General features: G+C 37.2%; 11 protein-coding genes. 4 read left to right on the plus strand and 7 right to left on the minus strand.

Annotation, left to right across the window (positions count from 1 at the left end; genetic code table 11):
• Positions 1-38: 38 nt before the first annotated feature.
• Positions 39-1205, minus strand: a complete 1167-nt coding sequence (locus AB674_RS13210) for a DUF4861 family protein (protein ID WP_047777362.1) — start codon at positions 1203-1205, stop codon at positions 39-41.
• 537 nt (positions 1206-1742) lie between these two features.
• Between AB674_RS13210 and AB674_RS13215 the strand changes: the two genes are divergently transcribed.
• The 4 genes from AB674_RS13215 to AB674_RS13230 all read left to right on the plus strand — a co-directional run bounded on the left by AB674_RS13215 (position 1743) and on the right by AB674_RS13230 (position 14171).
• Positions 1743-4667 (plus strand): triple tyrosine motif-containing protein, encoded by a 2925-nt coding sequence (locus AB674_RS13215; RefSeq protein WP_047777301.1) that lies wholly within the window; start codon positions 1743-1745, stop codon positions 4665-4667.
• A 207-nt stretch (positions 4668-4874) separates the two neighbouring features.
• A complete protein-coding gene (locus AB674_RS13220; protein WP_047777303.1) occupies positions 4875-8840 on the plus strand; it encodes a family 16 glycosylhydrolase in 3966 nt (1321 codons plus the stop codon).
• A 169-nt stretch (positions 8841-9009) separates the two neighbouring features.
• A complete protein-coding gene (locus tag AB674_RS13225) occupies positions 9010-11676 on the plus strand; it encodes a beta-1,3-glucanase family protein (RefSeq protein WP_047777305.1) in 2667 nt (888 codons plus the stop codon).
• A gap of 872 nt (positions 11677-12548) precedes the next feature.
• Complete coding sequence (locus tag AB674_RS13230; RefSeq protein ID WP_053004260.1) at positions 12549-14171, plus strand: glycosyl hydrolase family 18 protein; 1623 nt, start codon at positions 12549-12551, stop codon at positions 14169-14171.
• 55 nt (positions 14172-14226) lie between these two features.
• Here AB674_RS13230 and AB674_RS13235 read toward each other — a convergent pair whose 3' ends face one another.
• From AB674_RS13235 to AB674_RS22155, 6 genes are all read right to left on the minus strand, one after another.
• Positions 14227-14877 carry a VOC family protein gene (locus AB674_RS13235; RefSeq protein ID WP_047777367.1) on the minus strand — a complete coding sequence of 217 codons (651 nt, stop codon included), beginning with the start codon at positions 14875-14877 and terminating at the stop codon, positions 14227-14229.
• Positions 14878-15181: 304 nt separating this feature from the next.
• Complete coding sequence (locus AB674_RS13240; protein WP_047777306.1) at positions 15182-16537, minus strand: DUF3526 domain-containing protein; 1356 nt, start codon at positions 16535-16537, stop codon at positions 15182-15184.
• Position 16538: 1 nt separating this feature from the next.
• Complete coding sequence (locus AB674_RS13245; protein ID WP_047777307.1) at positions 16539-17990, minus strand: ABC transporter permease; 1452 nt, start codon at positions 17988-17990, stop codon at positions 16539-16541.
• 5 nt (positions 17991-17995) lie between these two features.
• Positions 17996-20449 (minus strand): TonB-dependent receptor domain-containing protein, encoded by a 2454-nt coding sequence (locus tag AB674_RS13250; RefSeq protein WP_047777309.1) that lies wholly within the window; start codon positions 20447-20449, stop codon positions 17996-17998.
• A 29-nt stretch (positions 20450-20478) separates the two neighbouring features.
• Positions 20479-21174, minus strand: coding sequence for an ABC transporter ATP-binding protein (locus AB674_RS13255; RefSeq protein ID WP_047777369.1), 696 nt, complete (start codon positions 21172-21174; stop codon positions 20479-20481).
• A gap of 285 nt (positions 21175-21459) precedes the next feature.
• A complete protein-coding gene (locus AB674_RS22155; protein ID WP_082210637.1) occupies positions 21460-21810 on the minus strand; it encodes a hypothetical protein in 351 nt (116 codons plus the stop codon).
• Positions 21811-22163 lie beyond the last annotated feature (353 nt).

Here is a 22163-nt window from a genome sequence, read left to right on the forward strand (position 1 = left end):
GTTTTTAAAACCTGTCAGGTTTGGTTTATAATTTTTTATTACTTCACTTTTACAATAAGCGGATTATTTATTTTACGGACAAACGAACTCAAATAAGTTTCCCATTCTTGTTTGGTTTGAAAAGGGCTTCCTTTTTTCCAACCGAAGCCAACATAATAAATCACTTTGTTGTCTTTTACGTTTAAATTTCCATAGAGATTACTCAAGTCTTTTTCAGCGGTAATATGATTGTCAAAATTGGTTAAGGTCTTTTTAGGCGCTACTAAACCCGTTCCGATTTCAGAATCATCAAGAGTTTCCCAGTAACTTAACCAGCCTTCTTTTATATTAGTTCCAATAGTGCCTTTTTTGTCATGAAGTGTAATTCCTGCGGAAATTTTTTTGGTGCCTGTGATGGAGATTTCAAAACGGGACAAATAACTTCCGTAATCAAGACTAATCAATTTAGACTCTTTGATTTTTGAACCTTTGGCGTCCCAATCTGCATAAGTCAAAATAAAGCTGGTTCTTATTGGGCCTGTGGTGATGGTTTTCCATTCAATAAAATTTTTAGAGAAATAGTATTTACCGTCAACATTTACGGCAATTCCGCCAATGCCTCGACTGTCTCCAACATGAAAATTGTCTAAACCTTCCCCAGTATCTTTGTGATACGTCCCGGTTCCATTGGTGGCTTTTTCATACCATTTGTTAATAATAGGATAATCAACTCTTTTTAGCCAGGCATCAATTCCGCTGGTGAGCGTTCCGCCAGGAATATGATCTTCTACCATTTTTTGAGCAACCGGACCGTAAGTTCTGAAGGCAACTTTGTCGTTTTCCCAAGCATAATCATCAGTTCGTTCGGGAACAAATCTGGAATAACAGTTGTTGTTTTTTGATTCGGAGGGAATCGTGACCACAACGATTTCAAATTCTTTTTGAGAGGAAGCACTCATTTTGGGCTGAAATAAGAGAACATCTCGAATGCCGTCACCATCATTGTCAACAGATTGGCTTTCTAAAAACGAACTGGAATTTTTTTCTTTTACGGCGTAATTTTCAAGTTTAGATGAAGCGGGTAGTCCAAGCAACTTTTTAGTTAGTTCGACCGTTTCAAATTCCCGGTCAACAGGAAGCGAATTAGTAACGGTTATGATTTTGCTTTGTGAAGAGACAACAAAAGTGCCAGCCAATAGGACGGTTAATAATAAATGTTTTTTCAAAATTGAAGGTTTTAATTTTGATTCGGAAATAATTTTATAGCAAGGAATAAATGTACTAATCAAATGGTCATGGCGAATACAGAATTGGTGTAATAATGTACAGTTGTTTGATAGTGAGTAGTTTATTGTTCCGTGTTAATATAGGTTTTATAGTGCCATAAAGTGAAATTTTATGTTTGTTAGGTGTAATTTAGCTAAATGCTTTTTTAACAGATAGTCACATAGATTTTAGAATTTAAGTTGTTTTAAGAAAATTGCAATTTTTCACATACGCTTTGGTGATTTATTTATAGTGAAACGTTTTTTTAGATTGTACTTCTATGTGTCTATCTGTTAAAATTAATTGTTAGCTATAAATGAAATTTTATATATTTGAAGATAGCTATTCGTTTTTTTATGACTTCAAAATGTTGATTTTCACTATTTACAAGCAATAAGAAACAGCTTTTTTTTCAAAAACAATCTAAGCCCAAACGGATTGTTTTTAAGAGGATGGTTTTTGCAAGCCCTATAAAGTAACCTACAGACGGAAACAAAATGACGAAATTTAAAATTAGATTTTTAGTTGTACTACTATTTTCCTTACTCCATACCGGTAATGCACAGATTAAAAAAACCGGAGTTCCGTTTATAACGAATTACAGTCCGAAGAGCTATAAAGCAGCTTCCGAAAATTGGGATGTTTTACAGGATTCCAAAGGCATGATGTTTTTTGCGAATCATTTCGGGATTTTGCAGTTTGACGGTGTCCGATGGAACATTGTCACACAACCCGAAAACAAGAGTATGGTTCGTTCACTCGCGATTGATGCGAAAGATAAAATATATGTGGGGGCTCAGGGTGATTTTGGTTACGCCGTTCAGTTGCCCAACGGACAATATAAATATACATCTTTGGTAAAATTGCTTCCGACGGCTAACAGGAATTTTGGCGATGTGTTGCATACTGTTATTCGCAACAAGGAAGTCATTTTTTTTTCTAAGGAAGGATTGTTTGTTTATAAGGATAATAAAATCAAAGTCATACGACCAGCTTCAACTTTTGATGAATTTTTCGAAGTAAATAAAGTGATTTATGTTTCGGATAATGTGAAAGGGCTTTTGAAGTTCAATGGCAATGTTTTAGAACCTCTTCCAAATAGTAAGCAATTTATAGGATTGAAGATTAAAAAAATCTTTGAGACGAAGAACGGATTGGTAGTTCTCACGCAAAAAGACGGTCTCTTTGTTTATAAAAACAATCAGTTAAAAAACTTTGTAACCGAAGCAGACTACTTACTGAAACAGAATCAAATTTCGACAGGAGCTCTACTTTCTGATGGTTATTTTGGAATCGGAACACGTCAATCGGGGTTGGTAGTTCTGGATAGTGAGGGAAAATTGATTCAGCACATCAACAAACAAATGGGATTACAGCATGATTATGTAACAAATCTCAAAACAGATAAAGAAGGAAATTTATGGGTAACCCTTAAAGAAGGGATTTCGTTAATTCAGATTTCGTCGCCTTTGTCTAAAATATTGGATGCCTCCAATTCTGAAACCAAAATATATTGCAGTCAGATTTATGAAAACAAACTTTACATTGCAACTGATAATGGTTTATTTTGGCTGGATTGGAATGCGTATAAGAACGGAAAACGAGAAAATGTACACTTTCAACATATCTCAGGAATGTCTGAAAATGTGTGGAATATTGGCATTTTTGGAGGTTCTCTTTTAGCTTTTGAAAAAAACGGAATATTCGAAATAAAAGGAACTTCAACCAAACTGCTCGCCAAAATAGACGGTGCCTGGCAAGGTGTAATCGTTCCCAATCGCCCTGATTTATTACTTGTAGGCGGTTATACCGGATTGTATTTATTGAAAAGAATAAACGGTTCGTGGGTTTATCAGAATAAAATTAAGGGTTTTGAAGAAAGCAGCAGGGTAATGGTGACCGACAATGACGCTGTTTGGATTGCGCATGGTTATAAAGGAATTTTTAAAATCAAATTCAACAAAAATTTTGATGCTGTTTGGAGTACTGAATTTTATAATCGGGAGAATGGTTTTCCATCGAGTTTGTTTTTGAATACTTTTCAAATTGACCATCAGATCCTTTTTGGAACCACAAAAGGAGTCTATAAACTGGACAAGAAGACCAATAAAATGATTCCTGATGCTGTTTTTACAAAATATCTGGGAATGGACAGCCACATCCGTTTGCTTAAAGAAGACAATCAAAACAATATTTGGTATGTTTCAGGTGAGAATACCGGAAAGATCAGTCGTAAAAAGACAGGCCATTTTGATGTAGAAGAGTTGCCTTTCAGAAAATTAAGGTATTTATACATTCCTGGTTTTGAAAACATTCAGACCACCGCAACCGGTGATGTGTTTTTTGGGACCCAAGAGGGGTTAATTCATTACAATAACACGAAAGGAAAAAGCTATCAAACCAAATACAAATCGATTATAGCGGAGGTAAAGTGTATTTTTCCAAAAGACAGTTTGTTGTTTTCAAGCCGATATGATGTGCTTCCAACGAACTCAGAGGGTGATGACACTCTTTTTCCGGTTTTGGCCTACTCGAATAATGCTTTACATTTTTCATTTGCCTCTCTTTATTATGACGAGGCTGATGCTACTAAATATGAATATTGGCTGGAAGGTTTTGAACCCAAATGGTCAGATTGGAGCCTTCAAACCGAAAAAGAGTATACCAATCTTCCTGAAAACAGTTATGTTTTTCATGTAAGGGCAAAGAATATTTACGATGTGGTAAGTGAAGAGGCTGTTTTCAGGTTCGAAATTTCGCCTCCTTGGTACCGCACCAGTTGGGCTTATCTTTTGTACGTGTTGCTTTTTTTCGGTTTGCTTTATGCAATTGTTAGGTACCAGAAGAATCTTGCCGAGCGTGAAAAAGCACAATTAATCTTAAATCAGGAGAAAGAATTGTTGCGAAACCGGGCAGAATTAAATGAGCAAAAATTGGCACTGGAACAACAAAACACGATAATCATGCGCGAAAATCTGGAAGCCACCATTACGCTTAAAAATGTCAAAGTGGCTTCGAATACGGTGAATTTGATTCATTTAAATGAAATATTATTATCAATTAAAGAGCTTATCTCTGAGATTAAGAAAGAAAAAGAGGCTGCTATCAGCTTTAGTCTGCTTACTAAAATAAACCGAATTATTGATCATGAACTTCAGGGAGATCAGCATTGGAATGAATTCGAAGAAATCTTCAATCAGCTACATGATAATTTCATGCAACGGCTCAAAAACAGTTTTCCTGAATTGACTCCGCGGGACATGCGATTGTGTGCGTATCTGCGAATGAACTTCAATACAAAAGAAATCGCTCCGCTTTTGGGAATTTCGGTAAGAGGTGTTGAAGACACGCGATACCGCATTCGAAAAAAACTACAACTTTCTTCTGATGCCAATATTACGGAGTTTATTCTTAATTTTTGATTTGGTATTGTGAAGTAAAATCTTAGGTCTGATTGAGCCGTTTTGGACATTTTTTTATCAACCACCGTAGTCAAACCGTAGCCCTGAATTGGTCTTCAGGGTAGTTTATTTGTTAATATTGTGAATTATTATCAGAAAAATCAGTCCGTTTTTTGCAAATTGACTTTTTGATTTGATGGTATTCTTTACTAACAAAAAACTAAAAAAATGAATCAAAAAAACTCTTTTTTCGGCCGACCACCGAGAAGCAATTGCAATTATCTGAAAAGGTGTTTTATTATGGCTCTGGTAGCCTTGTCCCCTTTTCTAAAACTACAGGCACAATGTAATACACTCGTTTGGGCGGACGAGTTTAACGGAACCACAGTAGACGCCACAAAATGGCAAAGCATTTCTGGAAACGGCTGTCCCACACTTTGTGGCTTTGGGAACGCTGAAGCACAACGTTACGATCCAAATCAGGCGACTATTGTTAAAGAAGGAACAAACAGTTACCTTAATATTGAGGCGAAATATGAGCCCAGTGCAGCATTCCCGCAACAGCCTTATTCATCAGCAAAATTAACTACGGAGGGCAAATATTCTTTGAAATACGGAAGAGTGGAAGCCCGTATGAAATTATCTTCAGGTATGGGCGCATGGCCCGCATTCTGGATGTTACCTGCCGGTGTATCCAATTGGCCCTATACTGGCGAGATCGATATTATGGAAGCGAAACACAGGAATCCAAAGTCTGTTGACGGAACCATACATTATGACGGTGGGGGTTACCATTACACCGGTAGGAGTTATACTTCTCCAACAGATTTGTCTACAGAATTTCACGTATATGCTGTAGAATGGGGACCTAATAGTATTAAATGGTTTATTGATGGAAACTTATTTCATACAGCAACTCCAAACACCACTGTAAATGGCGGCTGGCCTTTTAATGATAACAATTTTTATATCATTTTGAATTTGGCTGTCGGTAGTTTAGGAACGCCATATACAAGCGTCAACGGAGCAGGAGTGGAGCCAATTCCGGCTGATTTTCCTTCAAAATTACAAGTTGATTATGTTCGTGTGTACGACGGAAGTTTTACGCATGGAGTAATCGGAGATGCAAAAGTATATCATAACGAAACAGGGAAAACCTATACGCTGAATGCGATTGCCGGAGCAAGTTACAATTGGACTGTACCCTCCGGTGCGACGATTACTTCTGGACAGGGAACCAATACGATTACGGTTAATTGGGGAACTACAGGAGGAGACATTGCCGCTGTGGCAACTGTTTCCGGTTGCAATGCCACAACCTATAAACTGGTCGTAACTACAGAAGTACCTTTACCGGTTGAGAAAATCCACGAAGATTTTCAAAGCAATAGAAACGTACTTTATCCGCTCAAAACGGGTGTTTTAACAGAAGCAGTTGCAAATCCTTCCGCTACAGGTGTAAATACCTCTGCTTTGGTTGGAAAATACGTTCGTAACGCTTCTGAATTGTATGATGTGGTAAACATTAAAAATCTAACCATTACCAATGCCAATGATTATGTTTACGGAAGAAAAAAACTCTCTTTTGATATTTACACTTCGGCTCCGGTGGGAACTAAAATTTCCATGCAACTTGAAAACAGTCTGGTAACAACGGCAACTAATTTTCCGTACGGAAGACATAGCGGTTACAAAGCGACTACAACCGTACAAAACAAATGGGAAACCATAGAATTTGAATTCGAAAAAGTAATTGATGCCAACACAAGTGCTTTGGCGATCAATACTGTTGTGCTTCTTTTTGAGTCCAACTCTAATTCGGGAGCGACCTATTATATTGATAATTTACTGACGAAAGCTGCTCCCGAAAAACCAATTATTGCCACAACGGTGCTGCAGAATTATGATGGCATTAATACAATTATAAAAGGAACAACGACCGGAACCTATTCGGTGGTAGCGAATCCGGGGTCTAATTCGGTTAACGCTTCCGCGAATGTGGCGAAGTACGTTAGAAATGTAACAGAGCAATACGATGTGTTGTTTTTTAATACGCAAAGTACAATCGAAGATGCCGGTTTATTAAAAAATCAGACCAATAAAATGATGATCGATGTGTATACTTCGGCGCCGGTCGGGACGGTGGTGAGTTTAAATTTAGAGAATAGTGCAACCTCACTTCCTGCGAATTTTCCAAAGGGAAGAAACAGTAATTATGTGGCCATAACATCCAAACAAAATCAATGGGAAACCTTGACATTTTATTACAATTCGAGTCCTGACGAAGGAACTTCTAATCTGGCAATTAACCAAATGGTGTTATTGTTTAACTCAGGATCTTACACGAGTGATACGTATTACTTTGACAATATCAGAATTGGTTCTACAAAATTACCGGATACCTATACTGCCGGAGTCGTTTATGAGGACTACCAAACCATACACAATATTACTTTTAGAGATGCAATTGGAACCTATACAGCCAATGCTGCAAATCCGAATGCAAGCGGAATCAATACATCGTCTAATGTTGGTAAATACGTAAGGAAAGCAACAGAGCTGTATGATAATTTTTCGTTTAATTCAACTTTGACCAATATTGGAGATTTCAAAAGTGGCACCAAAAAATTTGCAATGGATGTCTATACTTCGGCTCCGGTTGGATCTGTAATCTCGTGGCAGGCAGAAAGCAGTGCTTCGATTCCGTCTAATTATCCTGTGGGAAGACATAGCATTTATCAGGCTGTAGTAAAACAAACCAATACCTGGCATACTTTGGTTTTTTCTTATGCTAGCGCACCCGATGCCTCTACTTTAAACAGCGAAGTAAATCGTTTCGTTTTCTTAGTAGAACCGGGAACGAATTCCGGAAGTACCTATTATTTTGATAATATCAGAAGTGTCAATTTAGTGAGTACCGAGAATCCAACGGCTACTTTACCTGCTCCGTGGGTTAGTACTGATTTAGGGGCTGTAACGCCGGCTGGGGAAGCCACTTATTCCGCCGGAACATTTACCGTAAAAGGATCCGGAACCGATATTTGGGAATCAAGTGATCAATTTCAATATGTAAACCAATCCATAACGGGTGATGCCGAAATTATCGCGAAAGTAAATTCATTGACCAATACCAGTACGTATGCCAAAGCGGGCGTAATGTTCCGTGAAACCCTTACTCCAACTTCTAAACATGCTATGACTGATGCCAGTGCAGGAGCAGGAATAGAGTTTTTGTCAAGAGAAACTACTTCTGGGACGACGATTTTTGAGGGTGTTGGAGGAGCAGCACCAAAATGGGTTCGTTTGGTAAGATTAGGTAATGTATTTACCTCATATACTTCAGATAACGGAACTACATGGAATCAGATCGGAACAGCAAGAACGATTGCAATGGCCAATACAATCTATGTGGGTATGGCGGTAACATCGCATGCAAATGGAACATTGGGAACAGGAATATTTAGTGATGTACTTGTTCGAAATATTGTTCCAACTACCAATACCAATTTAGCTTTAGGGAAAACAGCAGTAGCTTCAACAGAAGAAAATGCGACACTTTCAGCTGTCAAAACAACAGATGGAGACGTTACAGCAACAAGATGGGCGAGTTCTTTTGCAAATGCTACCGAATGGATTTATGTCGATTTAGGAAGTACTTACAACATCAATCGAGTGGTATTAAAATGGGAAGCTGCTTTTGCAACCCAATACAAAGTACAGATTTCTGCAGATGCTACTTTCACAGAAAATGAAACCGTTACTACCCAAACAGCAAGCGACGGAGGAACCGATGATTTAGCCGTAAGCGGATCAGGAAGATACATTAGAGTTTTATGTACCGCAAAAGCGTTGGCACCTTACGGATATTCCTTGTACGAAATCGAAGCTTACGGAGCTGCGGCAGCGGCTAAAAAAGTTGCAGTTACTAAAGACATTTCTCCTGATAGGGAAGTAACTGAGGTATCCATTTATCCAAATCCAGCAAATGACTATATCGAACTTTCAGTTCCTGCGAAATTAACCAATAAAGAAGTTACGATTCATGATTTGGCAGGTAATCTGGTAGCAAAAAGCCGCATGGATACTGCGGTTGAAGAAAAGGTTATCGATATTAGCCGACTTCCAAAAGGAATCTACATTTTAAATTTTAGTTCCGATCAGAAAAGCGTTACTAAAAAAGTAATTAAAAAATAAATAGCAATCCGTCAGGTGTATTTTGATTTAAGAAAAGCTAACGGTTCAACGCCGAAGTTTAAAGAGAAAAATACCACCAAATACCACCTGATGGATTACCAAAAATCATTTCTTCAAAAATGATTTTCAGAGTTTTAAAGAATAAGTAATAATCCCAAAAACTTTAGATATGAAAAGAATTAAACTTTACCGAATTTCTTTGCTGATAACGCTGCTTTTGGTGTTCTCCAATTTAATGTACGGTCAGGGGCCGATTCCCTTTACCATAAGCAATACTTCTACTTTTAATGATAACGAGTTGTACGTAGCCATAGTCGGAATTGATTACACAACCGGAAATCACGTTTGGGTAAATGCCAAAACAAGTCAGGTTTTACCAATGAATTCGTCGTACAATACGGTTACAGGGCCAACAATTGGCGGAAATACCGGACCGGGACAAAACTCAAAATATGCCAACTGTTTTACAAAACTGAGTGAAATTCCAAACAAAACCTTCACTTTGCCACAAATTGCTGGTTGCCGTGTTTTTATTTCAAAAGGACAACAATTGTACTTTTATTTCTTTGGGGCGAGTGGCGCTCCGTCAGGATATACTTCACCAAATCCGTTGAATGCAACAGATCCCAATCAGGGAATTTTATATGAAATCATCGAACTTACCAATAACCAATATGGTTTCTTTGGAAATCCGTCGAGAGTAGATTCTTATAAATATCCAATGGGATTGGAGTTGTTTGGCGCAAACGGCTATCAAAAACGTGTGGGGGAATTAAAGAAACATGCTGATATTGTGGCTGCTTTTAAAGCCAATGTACCGTCAGAATTTCAAGGTTGTGTCAATGACGCTACTGGTGAAATTACAGCACCCTCAAAAACACCAGCCTTTGCTGATGGAACCGGAGGAACTACAGCTGGACCTCAGGCGAATTATCTAAAATCATATATCGATGCGATCTGGAATAAATACAAAAACGAAGATTTGATCTTTTATGCCGGAGATGCCGGAGTTTTTAAAGGCAGAGTTATAGGAGAACAACTTGAGGTTGTCGGACAATCAGGTGGTTTTGTGGGCCGTACCGGACGTGTACAAAGCAGACCTACAACGCAGGAAGCTCTTGAAGGGAAAGGGGTATTAGACAGAAGATTGGTTGACGGAGATTTAGACCTTGTAGTTCAGGCACAGTTAACAGCTGCTATAAACAGACACGTTGTGAATGTTACCACAACAAATCCGGGACAGCAAAACTGGTACAATGCATCACAATTTTATCAGGTAAATCCAACGAATCATTATTCTAAATTTTGGCATTTGCCGGGTATTAGTGTAGACAATCTGGCTTACGGATTTGCTTACGATGATGTAGCAGATCAGTCGCCATCCCTTCATTCGCCTCAACCAACCAAGGTAATCGCAACTTTTGGAGGTTATGCCGGAACAGTTCCTTCAGTACCCGCAACGACAGATGTGATTACGGTTTATAAAGATTGTAACTATACCGGATTTTCAGGCGGATTGACCATTGGTGATTACAACTTAGCACGTTTAAATACACTTGGAGTTTTGAATGATGATATTTCATCGCTAAAAATCACACAGGGTTTTCAGGCTATTTTGTATCAGGATGATAATTTTACAGGAACTTCAACAGTTATTAATTCGGATAACTCTTGTCTGAATACAACCTGGAATGATAAAGTGACTTCGGTTAGAATTATAGCAAACGGAAATACAACTTTAGGAAACGCGACCTATTATTTACAAAACAGAAACAGCGGACTTAATATGGACGTTTGGAATGCCAGTACGGCCAATGGTGCTAATGTTGCGCAAGGAGCTGCTAACAATGGAAACAATCAAAAATTCACCTTCACACACTTAGGGGATGGAATGTATAAAATCATAGTAAATCACAGTGGTTTGTCATTGGATGTAAATGGTTTTAATAAAGCAAATGGTGCCAATGTAGAGCAATATCCATACAATGCAACGACCAACCAACAGTTTGTTTTAGTTTCAACCGGTGACGGGTTTTACAAAATTGTGGCGCGTCACAGTGGCAGAATTGTTGAGGTAGCGGGTGCCAGTACAACAAATGGAGCCAATGTACAGCAATGGGACAATAACAACCAGACTTGTGGACAGTGGAAACTGATTCCGGCGACGACCTCGCAAACGTCCGTTTTAATTCAGGCTGAAGATTATTCGGCTATGAACGGAATTCAGGTAGAAGCTACAACCGATACCGGTGGAGGTTCTAATGTTGGTTATACAGAAACAGGTGACTGGATCGCTTACAACAGTATTAATTTCCCAACTACAGGTTCTTATTTAATCGAATACAGAGTGGCAAGTGCCGTAACAGGAGGCAAATTATCTTCGGATTTGAATGGTGGAACAATAGTGTTAGGGAGTGTTGATATTCCGAATACAGGAGGGTGGCAAAACTGGCAAACGGTATCTCAGACCGTAAATGTAAATGCGGGTACTTATAACTTTGGGATTTACATTCAAAATACTGGAATGAATATCAATTGGATTAAAATCACAAAAGTTGGTGCTGCAGCAAAAACGGCAGTAATAAAAACGACGGAAGAAGAACCGATTGTAACGGAACTAAGTGTTTATCCAAGTCCGGCAGAAAATACTCTTTTTGTTACCACCGCAGTAAACGGACAGCAAGTTAGCATTGTAGATTCGCAAACGGGAGCTGTAGTTTCTCAGCAGAAAATCAGCAACAACAGTATGGATGTTTCCCGCTTAAAAACCGGAATTTATTTCGTGGTTTTGGAAAAAGACGGTAAGAAAACAGTAAAACGTTTTATCAAAAAATAATTTTAGAGGAGTAGGAGCCTTGAACACTTCGAATTAGAAATGTTCAGGGCTTTATCGGGGTGCAGTTTTAAAAAAAAAATTAACACGAATTGCACGAATTGGCACTAATTATTTTTTTTGCTACGAATTTCACAAATTGGCGCGAATTATTTTTTTGCCACAGATTAAAAAGATTTACACAGATTGTCACTTCACAGTTGACCCGAATTAATTAGTGTAATTAGTGTAATCCGTGTTTAATTTTTTGCGTCACAGATTATCAAATCATTTTAATTTTTTTGCCACGAATTTCACGAATTAACACGAATTATTTTTTTGCCACAGATTAAAAAGATTTACACAGATTATCATTTCAAAGTTACCCCGAGTCAATTAGTGTAATTCGTGCAATTCGTGTTTAATTTTTTACGTCACAGATTATCAAAGCATTTTGCAGTAAATTTCACAGTTACCCCGAGTTAATTAGTGTAATTCGTGCAATTCGTGTTTAATTTTTTGCGTCACAGATTATCAAACCATTTTGCAGTAAATTTTACAGTTACCCCGAGTCAATTAGTGTAATTCGTGCAATTCGTGTTTAATTTTTTGCGTCACAGATTATCAAACCATTTTGCAGTAAATTTTGCAGTCACCCCGAGTTAATTAGTGTAATTCGTGTAATTCGTGTTTAATTTTTGCGTCACAGATTATCAAAGCATTTTGCAGTAAATTTTGCAGTCACCCCGAGTTAATTAGTGTAATTCGTGCAATTCGTGTCTATTTTTTTTTACGTAACAGTTTATTAATCATTTTAATCCTTTAATCTGTGGCATTTTTTTCCTTATAGATGCGCCAGGTTATCTTTATTTATTAACTATTAAAAAAAGAACATTATGAAAAACAACTACAGAAGAATGCCACTGAAATGGACCATCATTTTGGTACTTGGAGTTTTCAATCTTTCAATTGCTCAGAAAAAAGTAATTGCTTACATCCCCAACTGGATAGACCTGAACGCCTTTTCGAGTAGCGTGCAGTACGGGAAATTAACACACATTAATATCGCATTCGAAAATCCGGATGCTAATGGTTATCTGACTTTCAATTCCGGAAGTAATACGATTATAAACGCTGCACATTCGCAAAATGTAAAAGTTTTTGTTTCCCTTGGAGGAGGTGCCGTTTCTGAAGGAGGTGCGATCCGTGATAATTATTTTAATCTAATCACACCGGGCAATAGAACGGCCTTTATTCAGAAAATCTACGATTATGTGGTGGCTCATAATTTTGATGGAGTCGACATGGATTTAGAAGGTCCGGCAATTAACGGGGATTATGGAGGTTTTGTAATTGCGTTGGCAGCTAAACTACATGCCAATGGTAAACTCATTTCAGCAGCGCTTTCAGAAGGGTATGGTGGTGCCAATGTGCCTACTGCTACTTTTGCCGCTTTTGACTGGATAAATATCATGGCTTACGATGCGACGGGTCCTTGGGCACCCAACAGCCCGGGGCAGCATTCTCCTTACAGCATGGCGGTTAATCAGTTTAATTATTGGACAGGAAGAGGATTACCGGCAAGTAAAGCTATAATCGGGCTGCCTTTTTATGGATATGGTTTTGGAGCTTCAGCCAATCAGGGAATCTCTTATGCAAATATTGTAAATCAATATCCGGGAGCCGAAAATGTGGATCAGGTTGGAAATACGATTTACTACAACGGAATTCCAACGATCAAACAAAAAACAACTTTTGCCGTTCAAAATGCCGGTGGAGTTATGATTTGGGAGTTATCACAGGATGCGGTTGGTTCAAAATCATTATTGACAGCCGTAAATCAGGTAATTGCAGGTAGTCAGCCTCCGGGAACGGGAACTTTGATTCAGGCAGAAAATTACTCGGCTATGAGTGGGGTTCAAACCGAAGCTACTACAGATACAGGTGGAGGTTTAAATGTTGGTTATGCTGACACAGGAGATTGGATGGCCTATTACAACATCAATTTTCCGACATCAGGTTCGTATGTGATTGAGTACAGAGTGGCAAGTGCCGTTTCAGGAGCAAGATTATCGTCAGATTTGAGTGCAGGTGCGATTCAACTTGGAGCTGTAAATGTACCTAATACAGGAGGATGGCAAAACTGGCAAACCATCACGCAGACGGTTAACGTAAATGCCGGAACTTATAATTTCGGAATCTACATTCAAAATTCCGGTGTGAATTTAAATTGGTTCCGAATCACAAAATCGGGTGCAGCTTTAACGGCAAAAACGGCTTCTCAGGAAAAAATCGAAAGCCTGACTGTTTATCCAAATCCAACTGAAGAAGTACTTTTCTTTACGGCAGAGGTTTCAGAAGCAAATGTAAGTGTGATAAATGCACAGGACGGTGCTACAGTTTCAAAACAAAAAGCCACTAACAACAGCATTGATGTTGCAGGTCTAAAAAGCGGAATCTATTTGATTTTAGTAGAAAAAGACGGAATCAAAACAGTAAGACGTTTTGTTAAAAAATAAGCCCTGTTGTATAAAAAAAATGCTGCCATCTTACGGCAGCATTTTTTTATTTAAACTAAAATTGGAGGTTAATTATCGCTCCGTTGTTTTCTACTTTTACCTTAGTTGTATTACTTTCTGATGGGGTTTGAGTGGGGTACCAGTTCCGATTTGGTTTTACAATAATCAATAAACCTTCATCATCGCCAATGGCAGAAAATATCGCACTATTAGAATTTTTTGTAAAGAAACCCAAGCCGTATTTTGTTTCTAATTCAGTACCTAATTCGAGCGGATTGTTATGGACGATCCCAATCTCACTGATATTCAAAATAGATTTGGAATTGAATGCTGCGGTCTGACTATTGTTGAGGTCATGTCTGGCGATAAACTCCAATAAATTGCCATTATTATCGTAAAAGTAAATGGCGTTGGCATTCCAATTTTCAAAGTTTGTAATTACTTTTTCATCTTCAATCGGAATAATGTTCACTTTGTTTTTACACCATTCAATGGCTTCGTTAAGTTTGTTTTCAGGAATATTAAATGCAAAATGATAGATAGAGTCAAATTGGGGATCTTCAATGAATTTAAGAACAGAATTTCCTGCCTGAACAGTAACAGATTCAGTGCTTTTTTCTATAATTGAAAGTTCTAAGATGTCCTGATAAAATGCAGCAGTTGCAGCAACATTATTTGTTATAATCTGAAGGTGTTCTAATTTCATAATCGCAATTTTTAAATAAGAAGAAAACTTCTTTTCGTTTAAAACAAATTTAAAAAAGGACAATGGTATTCTGATGAACGGATCATCTTATACTTTGATAAGGCAATAACGAATTGTTATGAAAAAAGCACCGTTGTTATTCTTTTGTTTATTTAAATTGAATAATCCTACTATGTCGTTGAGTCCAATTAATTTGGAGAATAAATTTTTCTTTGTTCAGTTGATTTTTAATGAAATCATCTGTACCAATCGAACCCAACGGCCTAGTATAAACTGATATTACTTGCAGAATTTAAATCTGTTTTTAAAAGTTATGTAATCTGTTGTTCCTAAAATTCATCCACCCAAAAAACAGCAATACTAAATTGAAAAGCAACAAAGGCAAGAAGGCTTTTGAGAATTTAATTTCTGATGGGTCTGTAAAAGTCTCGACTTTAAACTGATCCCATTTTTGCTGATTTACAGGAGCATTATCAAATATTTTTGGATAAAAATGCAGACGCAGTTTTTCATGAAATTGTTTGGTTTCTTTTAAAAACAAAAGTTGATTGCCTAAATCTGATTTCGCAATTTCATTCAATTGAATTTGGGTATGCAAAGTCGGAACGAATAATGCAATTGTCTGACTGGCTTTATTTCGTTGTTCCAATTTTGTTTCCAGTTCTCTAGATTGTTGTGCCGAATCATCATCACCCGCCTGTTGCATTGCATAATACCAAAGCCAGTTAAATTCGGAATCGGGTAAAGGATAATTTTTAAATTGAGGATAATGCGCATAGAACTTGTCCAAGGTTATTTTTTTGTCCATATCCCATTTTTCGTGATAAGCATTTCTTTGTTTTAAGGTCAATTCCAGAGCCTCTGGTACCGGATATTTATTGACAATATAAGTATTGATTACGGCCGGCAAAATAATAATAAGAAACAGCCAGACGGTCAATAAAATAATCGCATTAAAGTTGGAATTCTTTTGAAGAGAAACGATATAAAAACAAATCGAAAACCAAAAAAGTAGGTATAAAATGGCAAGACCATAGAAAACAAAAAAGGATTTGTCAAGGGGAATATTCAGCAATAAAACAGCTATAAAAAGGACAATTGTAAGAAGCCCCAACAGACTTAAGATTCTGATTTGAAACAATTTTAAAATGTATAAAAAAGTGTTTTGACTCTGCGTTGCTACAATTTTCCAGGTACCGCTTTCTTTTTCTTCAGAAATCAGATTGTATGAAAATGCGATAATCAATAGCGGAAAAAGATAAATCAAAACAAAACTGAAATCAATGTTTCCGGATAATAAATTAGCAGGATTATTAAGTTCAGCATCGTATTTCTGCGCTTCCAAACCACGAATGGTAACACTCTGAACCGACGGATTTACATCGCGTTGTCCGATCGCGAGACTACTGATTGGAAAGGTTTTATTGACAAGAGAAAATTTAATATAATAAAGCAGAAGTCCGATCTCCTCTTTATGAAAAGCGGCATTTCTGGCAATATGCTCTTTCTGATAATGGGCTGCTTCTGTTATCGAATTTTGCTGCTTACTTTGAAATTGCTGTCCAATTATAAGACTTATAATTCCGATGAGTAACAAGAAAAGCAGGCCAATTTTGGTTCCTTTAGATCGTATGAAATTTTTAAATAGTAATACTAACATATTAGATGGCTTTAAGGTTTTTAGCTGCAATACGAAGAAGAACAAACAGCAGGCTAATCCAGAGAATAATTGAAATAATGGAAATGATTTCGCTTTTTAAAACGTCCCGAATGTCCTTTGGTTCATAATGAAATTCTTCGAGATCTGCCCAATGTTCTTTGCTGATGGCGAGTGGTTTGTCTGTTGCTGCGGGCTTTTTATTGCTGATGTACTTAATTTGTAAAGCATTCATTTTTTGGGCCATAGTGTAACGATAGTCCTCCGCTTGTTTCTGAAAATCGATATATGAATCATAGTCCGTCGTAGACAACCCCATTGACAAATTTTTTATCGCGATATAAGGATTAAAAAAAGAAACAGTTTTAGAGAAACGGTTTTGTTTTTCGTAGACCTTAAGTAAAATTTCCAGATGTTGATTGTAAATTTTTGAACTGATTTTTTCGCCTTCCGTCATTATAAAACCGGAATAATTGAAGGGCAGTTGCTGTACAGAATCAACCTTGTAGAGAGCTAACAAGGAATCTTTTATTGCTTTGTAATGCAAATCATTAGGATTATGACTGTCTCCTTGTTTCAGAATGTCTTTCTCGATATCGCTATTGAACCGGATTTTTGATGGGGCTTCATATATATACGCACCGATGGCCTGAGTAGTTCTGGGTAGAATGATTGTAAATACTAACCAGATTCCAATAAGACTGATTAGTGCTTTTTTCGAGGTTTTACTTGCCGCGGAAACCAAAACCGCTATGGCACAGAAAAAAATCAGGTAGATAAAATGAAACGCAATGAATAAAAGCATTTTTAGCATTTCATCAACAGAAATAGTGAAATCTTGAAGGAATAACCATAGCAAAACCAATACCAGCAGAGTCGGAATAAAAAGAAGCATGATGACGGAGACCACACCCAGTATTTTCCCGATCAGTAATTGTTTCCAATTAATACCCTGACTGAAAAGCAATTTTAAGGTCCCGTTTTCTCTTTCGGCTGCGACCGAATTAAAACCTATAAAAAAGATTAATAAAGGCAGTAATATTTGTAAAACCATAGCAATGCTGATTTCTCCAAAACGCAGCATGCTGTTTGAAAATCCGGCCTCAGAAAAGTTGGCTGTGTTTTGTTTGTGTGCTTCAAGGAATATGGCATTTCCGAAAAACGGTTCCATTCCAAATTCAAAAACACTTAAGGAGCTACTTTTTCTAAAGGCGAAATTCCCGTAATGCGCCATTCGGTGTGGGTTTTTATCGGGATTACTCAACCAGTCTTCTCTCGATTCGTGTTGGTATTTTTCGCTGGTTTCATTTTGGCTGGTATAATTTTCCCAACCCGAAAAAGCGGCATATAACAATAAAGCACCAATAAAAAGTGTAATAAAATAAAAAGCTTTGTTTTTAAGAATAGCATTTTTTAAATGATTCGCGATTAAAAACTCCAGATGTAGTGTTTTCATGCAGATTAAAATTTATAGGTTACGGTAAGGCTACAATTTCGTGGTGCTCCGGGAAACAAACGCAAATAATTCTGAGCGCCCAACCAGTAGGTTTTATTGAATAAATTACCGGCGTTTAAAGCAATTTGCATATTGCTTTTATTGGGTTTATAGTACAAAGCAGCGTCAAAAACAGTAAAATCAGGAAGTGTAAAATCTCTGGTAAACCACGGTATTTTACTACTTTGATATTGCAGTCCGAAACCAATTCCCAAATCTTTTAAAGCCGAATCAGAAGCAAAGTTGTAACGTGTCCATAAGTTGGCACTGTTTTTTGGTGTATTTTGTTTTCTGGCGCCAATTAAAGAGGTATTGCGGTCATTGGTAATTTTAGCATCAATATAACTGTACGAAACATTTATTTGCCAATCGGGAGTAATGTACCCCGCCAGATCACATTCAAAACCACGACTACGCTCAGCACCTCTGGTTACCAATAAATCCGGATGAACAGGATCATTGGCATTCATTAAAATATTGCGTTGATTGATCTCGTAAATTGCGGCGTTAAAACTCATCTTACTAGCAAAGAAAGTGGCCTTAAGACCTAATTCTTTTAAATTGCTTTCGAGCGGATCAAACAAACTGCCGGCAGGTAAAGAGCCTGTTTGAGGCATTAATGTTGTAGTATTCGATTGTGGTTGATAACCTTCCAAATAAGTGGTATAAACATTTACGGCTTGGTTAACAGCGTAAGTAACTCCGACACGTGGCAACAAAGCTGATTTTTTTACCGTCAGTTCGTTATTTGATTCATAGTTGGTAATGTCTTCAAACCATTCCTTTCGAAGTCCAAGTAAAAAAGTGAATTTCTCCCATTGAATAAGATCCTGAATATAAAGAGCATTGGTCGTAGTCAAAGCGGATGGTAAGGCTGTTCTAACATTCAATATATAATCTTCCGGACTCCTCATAGCATAAGAAGGGTCGTTTAAGTCAAAAAAGGAAACATTGGGTTTTGGTAAAACTACCCCATTTACGGTTGTGGTCTGATAATTAGAAGCATTTGCCAATACAAAAGAGCCCGCTACTGTTCCGTCTTTCAATACATAACCTCTTGCCGCATTTTGTCCACCGCCTTTGTTTTTATTCCAACTGCTCAGATCATAACCGACTAATAATTTATGATTTAATTTTCCGGTTTTATAATCAAAATTAAAAAAAACACTTAGATTGTCAATGTCCCAATATTGCTGGCGTTGTACAAACTGCATCATAGCAAGACTTGTTACGGGTTTATTATTGATGTCTACCGCAAAGGCATTTGTAGTCCTGTGTTCCTGAAGATCTTCGGTCCAGGTTTGTTTCATATAGGTAGCATTAAAACCAATTTTCGAATTGAATTTATGGACAAAGTTTGTCGTTAAAATCATTTCCTTTGATTTAAAGTAATCCCCGGAAGCTCCCAGATTTAGACTGATGGGAGTTTGTTTTAAATTGGTTACACCGGCAACAGCCCCAAAGATAGGCTGACCTCTGTCAAGGGTTCCCGCCATATCACTAATAATTAATTCGGTATTAATGGCCGTTTTTTCATTCGGAATATAACTGAACGAAGGAGAAATTAGAAAGGATTTGTTGGATACTAAATCCCGATACGATTTGGCTTCCTGATAGGCTGCATTAACACGATATAAAAGTGTTTTGGAGTCGTTTAAAGGACCAGTGAAATCTAAAGTTCCGCGTAAGGTACTGAAACTTCCAACGCTTAAACTAACTTCTTTGCGATCAGTTGCCAAGGGTTTTTTGGTAACCAGATTGATACTTCCGCCAGGGTCGGCAGAGGAGAAAGTAGCACTTGACGGACCTTTAATTACTTCAACACGCTCGATATTATTCGTTAGAGGTTGAAGAAAATAATATTGTCTTGTACGCATTCCATTGATGATTTGACCTTCTTCATTCTGACTGATTCCGCGAATGGTGTATTGGTTGTAATAACTGGCCGGAATTACGCCGCTGGCCATTTTTACAGCATCAGCGAGATAAAAAGCACCTTTATCAGCAATTAATTCTTTGGTTACAGTAGCAATAGATTGTGGAATATCTTTGTTTAATACAGCTGTTTTTGTTGCTGCAAAAGAATAATCGCTATTGTATTTTTTTGTAGCTCGACCAACAATTTCGACGGTTTGTAATTCATTGAGGGTTGTTTCCAATTCAATAGTAAAAAATTCTGAACTGGAAGTAATGCGCTGCGTTTTGTAACCCGTAGAAGTAATCTCAAGTATTCCTTCTCCTTCCAGACTAAAATTTCCATATTGATCTGTTATGGTCTCTTTGCCGGATTGGAGTACTTTTATGTTAACTTTTGCAATCGGTTCTTTGGTGTCAAAAGCTATGATTTGCCCCTTAATAACTTGGGATTGCCCGTAGTTTATGCCAATTATTAAAAAGAATAGGGAGAGTAAATGTTTCATTTTTTTGATGGTGAAAACGGTGTTTTCTTTTATACGGTTTGTAAATACAAGTTTTCTAATTCGTTGGCCGAAATTTTGTTGGCCTCGATAATGGTCATTAGATTTCCTTGTTTCATGATTCCGATATGTGTAGCAACTTCTCTAGCTCTGAAAATATCGTGTGTTGCCATGAGTATTGCGGTTCCGTCTGCAGAGAGTTCTTTTAAGATTTGTGAAAACTCATTTGAAGCTTTGGGATCAAGACCGCTTGTAGGTTCATCTAACAGGAGCACTTTGGCCTTTTTAGCAATCGCAATTGCAATTCCAACCTTTTGTCGCATTCCCTTAGAATAGCCCCCAAGATTTTGACCGTGCGCAGTAATTTGTAAACCCGCTTTGGTCAGAAAATAAGTTAATTCTCCGATTGAATAGTTGAATCCGGCCAGAGACGAAAAGAATTTCAGGTTTTCTATCCCGGTAAGATTAGGGTATAACATTACAGTTTCCGGAATATATGCCACGTGTTTTTTGGTTTCCTGCGCATTTTCCGTAACCGAAATATCGTTTATTTTTAAAGTTCCTGCTGTGGGTTGTATAAAACCCAAAAACAGATTAATCGTAGTTGTTTTTCCTGCGCCATTTTGTCCCAAAAGGGCGAAAATTTCTCCTTTTTTGATGGTTAGATTTAAAGCATTTAAAGCGATCTGGTCGCCATATTTTTTGGTCAGATTTTCTGCTGTAAGCATAATTGTATGAGTTTGGATTTGTTTGATTTTACTATTGTAGGTATAGAAAATCTTTGCCGCTACACAAGGTAACAAGCCAGATTTCTATTGTATTGGAACTATAAATAAGAGGGGTTTACTGAGAATTCTGTCGTTGGATTTCTGTTTTAAACTAAAAAGAAGCGTGTGTTTTAAGTTGTTTTGAACTGGGACGGTTGCAATAAAAACACAACGAAACAATGTCTTTTTCCTGATTTTTAGCAAATAGAAAAAAAAATTTCAGAATTGAAACAAGAATACAGTAAACTAAACTAAAATAGGGGGAGCTCTAAGGGCAAAAAGACTACCTTTAAAGAAGGTTGAAACGGCCTTGGTATAAAAGAATACAAAGCTGCTTTCAAAGTTTGTCTTATGGAAAGATAAGGCCTGAAAAGAGTTTGGAATAAACGTACTAAACGCAAAATGACAAATCGAACAGTTGTTCTCTACCGTATGACTGTGCGTTATTTGCTTTTGGTTGGAAGCATAATGGTGATCGCAATGTTTTTCGGTCAATTGCCTGTAAACATGTTCATAAGAATGTATCGTCTGAAACAGCATTGCAAACAACACCGTATAAGACAACAAAAGATTAATTAAAATTACTTTTTTCTTCATTCTTGATTTACATGAAGTTGGGAGTATGGAAGCCTCTTTTAAGGCTAGGTCTATCGCAACTTTGTTGCAAATATAGAAATCTAAATTAAAAATGCTGTCTTTTTTTTTATTCCTGAAGACTAAAAATTATTAACTGTGTTGTTCTGTTAAGCGCAATAAGAGATTTATAGGGCATGATTTATAGTTTCCTAACCGCTGCCCAATTATTTAGTCTTTGATTTTTAAGTATTATGATTTTTCAGCAAGTTTTTTTGGCCTAGCAGGTTTTTAATAACTTAAATTATACCTACAAGGTCAAAAAAGACCTTGCAGAAAACAGAAAAGCAAATTAAATACCGACTAACATAATTTAA

Origin of the sequence: Flavobacterium sp. ABG, from assembly GCF_001027725.1 — a bacterium.
GTDB lineage: Bacteria > Bacteroidota > Bacteroidia > Flavobacteriales > Flavobacteriaceae > Flavobacterium > Flavobacterium cupriresistens.